Origin of the sequence: Streptomyces caeni (genome assembly GCF_042678285.1) — a bacterium.
GTDB lineage: Bacteria > Actinomycetota > Actinomycetes > Streptomycetales > Streptomycetaceae > Streptomyces > Streptomyces caeni.
On sequence record NZ_JBHUDX010000094.1, the window covers coordinates 1 to 5720 of the forward strand.

4 protein-coding genes and 4 pseudogenes are annotated in these 5720 nt (G+C 68.1%); 3 read left to right on the plus strand and 5 right to left on the minus strand.

Annotated features, from left to right (window positions below; genetic code table 11):
- Nucleotides 1-372, plus strand: a pseudogene (locus ACFSL4_RS30745) (hydroxymethylbilane synthase); the annotation flags it as partial.
- Nucleotides 373-415: 43 nt separating this feature from the next.
- Here the strand turns inward: ACFSL4_RS30745 and ACFSL4_RS30750 are convergent.
- A pseudogene (locus ACFSL4_RS30750) lies at nt 416-883 on the minus strand (transposase); the annotation flags it as partial.
- Between the two features lie 47 nt (nt 884-930).
- Here ACFSL4_RS30750 and ACFSL4_RS30755 point away from each other — a divergent pair.
- Nucleotides 931-3036 (plus strand): ISAzo13 family transposase, encoded by a 2106-nt coding sequence (locus tag ACFSL4_RS30755; RefSeq protein WP_381090104.1) that lies wholly within the window; start codon nt 931-933, stop codon nt 3034-3036.
- 15 nt (nt 3037-3051) lie between these two features.
- On the opposite strand, the pseudogene ACFSL4_RS30760 reads toward ACFSL4_RS30755, so the two are convergent.
- A pseudogene (locus ACFSL4_RS30760) lies at nt 3052-3372 on the minus strand (transposase); the annotation flags it as partial.
- Between the two features lie 212 nt (nt 3373-3584).
- Here ACFSL4_RS30760 and ACFSL4_RS30765 point away from each other — a divergent pair.
- Complete coding sequence (locus ACFSL4_RS30765; protein ID WP_381090107.1) at nt 3585-3983, plus strand: ISAs1 family transposase; 399 nt, start codon at nt 3585-3587, stop codon at nt 3981-3983.
- 12 nt (nt 3984-3995) lie between these two features.
- Here ACFSL4_RS30765 and ACFSL4_RS30770 read toward each other — a convergent pair.
- From ACFSL4_RS30770 to ACFSL4_RS30780, 3 genes and pseudogenes are all read right to left on the minus strand, one after another.
- A pseudogene (locus ACFSL4_RS30770) lies at nt 3996-4566 on the minus strand (integrase); the annotation flags it as partial.
- Nucleotides 4567-4646: 80 nt separating this feature from the next.
- Nucleotides 4647-5024: a hypothetical protein gene (locus ACFSL4_RS30775; RefSeq protein ID WP_381090110.1), complete on the minus strand. Its 378-nt coding sequence runs from the start codon at nt 5022-5024 to the stop codon at nt 4647-4649.
- 122 nt (nt 5025-5146) lie between these two features.
- On the minus strand, nt 5147-5720 hold a 574-nt coding region (locus ACFSL4_RS30780), incomplete at its 5' end, for a DNA/RNA non-specific endonuclease (RefSeq protein WP_381090113.1).

Here is a 5720-nt window from a genome sequence, read left to right on the forward strand (position 1 = left end):
GGAGCCCCTGGCCACCGACGTGATGATGCCGCCCATCGGCGCCGGAGTCCTCGCGCTCCAGTGTCGCCAGGACGACACGGAGCTGATCGACCTCGTCAGCGGGCTCGGCGACCGCGGCGCCTACCGGGAGACCGAGGCGGAGCGCATGTTCCTCCACGTCCTCCAGGGGCACTGCGACTCCCCCATCGCCGGGTACGCCCGGGTTGAGCGCGGCGGGGAGCTCTCGCTCCGCGCCACGGTGTTCTCCCCGGACGGGAAGGTCATGCGCCCACGATGGGCGGGCCGCCTGGATCCAGCCACGCCCGGCACCTCCGTGGCCGTCTCCCTTCTTCGTCAGGGCGCGCGCAGTTGATCGACGGCATGCCGCATTGAGCCCTCCGCGAGGGCCTAGCGGCGAGCCTCGCCTGCCCGTCGGTCATGTCCCCTGTAGTGGTGTAACCGTGTCGGGTTGATCTTCAGCTGGATAGATCTTGTCCATGCTGTCTTCGGGGAGGTAGCGGCGGGGGAAGCCGATCCATTCGTCGTGCATCTCGATGAGGACGGCGGTGGTGAGGCGTTCGAGGGCGCCTGGGTTGGGGAAGATCTGGACTACGTCGACGCGGCGCTTGATCTCGCGGTTGACCCGCTCCAGGGGGTTGGTCGACTGGATCTTCTTCCAATGTCGCTCGGGGAAGTCCGCGAAGGCGGTGAGGTCGACCTTGGCCTCCAGGAGCATCGTCCTGACCTTGGGGAACTGTCGTCCGAGCATGTCGGCGACGGTGTCGAGCTGGGCGCGGACGGCCTCGGCGGTGGGCTGGGCGAAGATCGTGCGGATGGTCGCGGCCACCATCTCGGCGGCGTCCTTGGGGATCACCGCAAAGACGTTGCGCAGGAAATGAAGCCGTCAAGAATCAACCTGTTGCTTCGCGGTCAGCGGCTCGTTGGCCTGGTATGGCGATCACGGAGGAGATCCTGTCCCAACTCGACCGCCGTTTCGCGGTGTTGCTGCCCCATCTGAACGAGCGGCAGCGGCGTTTGGCGGTGGCGGCCGAGGCACGGCTGCTTGGCCACGGCGGGGTGCGCGCCGCCGCCCGGGCAGCGGCCGTCAGCGAGACCACCGTGCGCCGGGGGATCGCGGAACTGGAAGCCGGCACCGGGCCGCTGCCCGGCGGACGCATACGCGCCGAAGGCGGAGGCCGTAAACCGGCCGAGGAGATCGACCCCGGCCTGGTGAATGCGCTGATGGCCCTGGTCGAGCCCGACGAGCGCGGCGATCCGGAATCCCCGCTGCGCTGGACGACGAAGTCGCTGCGCCACCTGGCCGAGGAGCTGACCCGGCAGGGACATCCGGTCTCCGCGCCGACGGTGGGCCGGTTGCTGAAGCAGGCCGGCTTCAGCCTGCAGGCCAACGCCAAGACGCTCGAAGGAGCCCAACATCCCGACCGCGACTCCCAGTTCCGCTACCTCAACGAGCAGGTCAAGCAGCATCAGGCGGCAGGCGATCCGGTGATCAGCGTGGACACCAAGAAGCGCGAGCAGATCGGGCGCCTGCCCATGTCCGGGCGCGAGTGGCGGCCCAAGGGGAATCCGGTGCAGGTCGAGGACCACCACTTCTTCTTCAGCGGGCCGGACGTCGAGCAGGCGATCCCGTACGGGATCTACGACATCGCCCGCAACATCGGCTGGGTCAATGTCGGGGTCGACCACGACACCTCTACCTTCGCCGTCGAGTCGATCCGCCGCTGGTGGAAGGCCCGCGGCCACAGTGACTACCCCAAGGCCACCCGGCTGCTGATCACCGCGGACGCCGGGGGCTCCAACGGCTACCGCTACCGGGTCTGGAAGAGCGAGCTGGCCGCGCTGGCTGCCGAGACCGGCCTGGCGATCACGGTCTGCCACTTTCCTCCGGGCACTTCGAAGTGGAACAAGATCGAGCACCGGCTGTTCTCCCACATCACCCACAACTGGCGCGGACGTCCCTTGACCAGCCACGACGTCGTCATCGAGACGATCGCCGCCACCCGCACCCGGGCCGGACTACGCGTCGAGGCCCGCCTGGACCGCGGCGACTACCCGACCGGCATCGCGATCAGCAAGGACCGCTTCGCCGCCCTGCCCCTGGTCAAGCACGAGACCCACGGCCAGTGGAACTACACCCTGCTGCCCGAGCCCGCCGACACCGCGGACGCTCTGCCCGCCACCGGCGAGACGCACGGCGTCGCCGACCGGCGCCGTGCACTCCTGGCTCGCCTGTCCGACCCACGGCTGACCGGGCTGAGTAACACTCAACTCGCCACCTTATGCGCCAAGTTAGCCCACCTCCAGGCCGCCCGGGCCCAGGAACGCTATAGCGAGCAGCGCGGCGGACGCGCCCGGCGGGCCACCGGCAACCAGCGGTCCAAGCCGCTGTTCGACGACGCGGCCAGGGTGATGCTCACCCTCCTCTACCAGCGGCAGGTCTGCTCGATGAAACTGCTCGGCGACATGCTGGAGGTCACCCCCAACTGCATCGGCCACCTCGTCGCCGAAACCCGCCGCGTGCTGGAGGACCACGGTCACCAGCCCGGATACGCCCCCACCCGGTTCACCACGGCGGCCGAGTTGCTGGCCTTCCTCGACACATCAACGACTCCGCCACGCACCCGAATCATGGAGAGCCTGTCCCATCCGCGCCTGACCGGCATGTCCCGCGAGGACCTCGACGCACTCGCCCGGCACATCGCCCCACGCCAGGCCGCTCAGATCGAACGCGCTTCCTATCAGCGCCGGGGCGCCGATCGCCAGCCGGGCAGCCGCGGCGGCGTCTTCCCCCAGAAGATCGGCGACAAGGAGCGCGTCGTCCTCGCCGTCCTCTACCTGCGGAGACTGTGCACCCTGGACGTCCTCGCCGACGCGCTGGGCGACGTGAGCAGGTCCTTGATCGGCAACGTCGTCCGCGAGATCCGCCCCTTGCTCATGGAAGGCGGGCACCTGCCGCCCCCGGCCACCATCCGCTACCGCACTGCCGCCGACCTCCTCGCTGCCGCACACAGCGAAGATGGCACACCGACAGGTTGATTCTTGACGGCTTCAATGAACGCGACAGCGCTGGTAGGCGGCGCCGAGCATGACCTTGCGGACGGCCTTGACCAGGCCGGAGTGGTGGTCGGCGATGACCAGGCGGACCCCGGTCAGGCCCCGCTCGCGCAGCGAGCGCAGGAACTCGCTCCAGAAGACTTCGGTCTCGCTGTCGCCGACCATCAGCCCGAGCACCTCGCGTCCGCCGTCCTCGGTGATGCCGGTGGCGATGACCACGGCCTGGGAGACGATCTGGTGGTTCACCCGGGCCTTGCAGTACGTCGCGTCGAGGTAGATGTAGGGGAAGCGGGTGTGGTCCAGGGGCCGGGTGCGGAACACCGTCAGGGTCCGCTCCATCCAGACGACATGTCTGACCTGCGGCTCTTCCTGGAAGCGGTGCCCGATCCTCGCTCCCGGCGGGGCCGCTGGTACTCGCTGACCTCGATCCTGCTGGTCTGCGCGGCCTCTGCGGTCTCGGGACCCGGACCATCGACGAACTCGCCGAGTGGGGCGCCCGCGCCGACACAGGGTTGCTCGCCACGCTCGGCGTGCGCTGTCACCTGTTGCGCCGGCGGCATGCACCCTCCCGGTCGGCGATCGGAAGGGTCCTCGAGCGTCTCGACACCGACGCGCTCGATGCGGCCGTGGGAGCCTGGCTGGCTCACCGCCATAGCGCCGCAGCCCCGGGCAGGCGACGGGTGATCGCCGTGGACGGCAAGGCACTGCGCGGCTCCGCCCTTCTGGACCAGCCCCGCCGGCACATGCTGTCCGCCGTCACCCACGGCTGCCCGGTCACCCTCGCCCAGGCTGAGGTCGGGTCCAAGACCAACGAGACACGGCACTTCCAGCCCCTGCTTGCACCACTCGACCTGGGCGCAGACGTGATCACCTTCGACGCGCTGCACTCCGTACGCATCGCCTACAAGCCCGACCTCAACGGAACTTGATCAAGCCTGCTGCCCGGTCAGGGTGATGGTTTCGATGAAGTCCATGGCCAGCAGGGCGTCGGCCTGGGAGCGCAGGAAGCCGGCCCAGGTAGTGGCGGTCCGTTCCGGCGCCGGGTCGACGCCTTCGGCCTTGAGGATCTCCCAGACGGTGGACGGGGCGACCGTGATGCCGAGCACGGCCAGTTCCCCGTGGATACGGCGGTAGCCCCAGCCGCTGTTCTCGCGGGCCAGGCGCAGGACCAGCGCCCGGATCGAGCGGACGGTAGGCGGCCGTCCGGGCCGCTTGGGGCGGCAGATGCGGGCGTGCCGCTGCTTCACCAGGTTGTGGTGGCACCGTGTCCGGACGTACCAGAAGCCGGAGACGACACGGCACCTGGCGCGGCAGCGGTGCCAGGAGCGCGGCGAGGAAGGCCCGATCCTTGGGGGCAAACTTCACCCTATTCGGGCCGAGTTGGCGCTCAAGAACCGTGATCTGGTGGCGTAGGGCCAGGATCTCGGCGTCCTTGGCGCAGTCGCTCATCGGGAGCAGCCAGAGCGCGGCGAAGGCATTCGACACGGTCAGATAGGCGAGACGCAGGAGCACGAGTGGTCATCATGCCGTGGCAACTGGCAGCGGCCGCAAGCGGGATGACCTGCGCGGACGAGATTCTCGGCACGCACAGTCTACTCCACCAGCTCCAACTCGTACGGCGGCGCGGGCCACTCCGGCATCCAGTCCGTCTCGATCTCACCAGCGAGCATCCGCGGAAGCCACTCACCGAACTCCAGATCCGTGTCCAGCCAGTCATGCCAGTTGCGCCGGAACGCCGACACCGTCCAACGCCCCCCACCCTGGTCGACCAGGAACAGCTGATCGCCCTCGATGGTGTTGCCCCACAGAAGCGCTCCGCCCGGCGACGGAAGCACCCGGTGCGGAACCGACGGCGAATCCTCCAGGAGCCGCCCCATGCCGCCCTCCGCATAGGACCGCAGGCTTCGCCCCCCGCACAGCAGCAGGTACTCGCAGATCACCACATCGCCATACGTGCTGGCGATCTCCACGAAATCACGAGGGAATGTGATCCCCCAATCCGCCGCGATGTCCTCCAGAGCCGCCTTGCTGTCCGGACGGCTCGGCTTCCCGAGCAATCGCTGCAGTTCTGCGCTGTTCCTCCACCCGCCCATTACCACATTCCCCTCTGGCAATAGCTGCCAGCAGCCGTTGCATTGTTCCGAATCACGCATTCCTCCTGCACTGAACCCGAAGTAAAGTACTCGACTGCGGTCGGAATCGTCGATTCCTTATTCCCGTAGATAGGATATGCCTCAACATAGACTTCACCACCGCCCTTGATCGCCTCGACCACAGGATTCTCGGCGTTGTCCGACATCCACTGGTTCGCCTGCTGGTACATCGGTACAAAATTCCGAGTGTCCTTGTTCGATCCGCCCATCGCATAGCCTATGAGGTGAGCCCTGGCCCGGTTCGTCGGCGGCAGGGACTGGAATCCCGGCAGGGCGAAGCCGAGTTTCGGCCTGGGAGGCGGAGTGTAGTTGGCCTGGGTCAGATCGGCGAAGGCGCCGGTGGCCACGCACTCGCCGGCCTGCCTGTGGCGGGGGAGATAGACGATGCCCGGGTTGGTGAAACCGGCCCCCGTGTTACACGAGTCCCTCTTCTTGTTCTCGTCATCGTCGTGCGACGTGCAGCCGCCGGTGACGACGCAGACGGCGGCTGTCGTCAGGCCTGCCGCGGCGGCC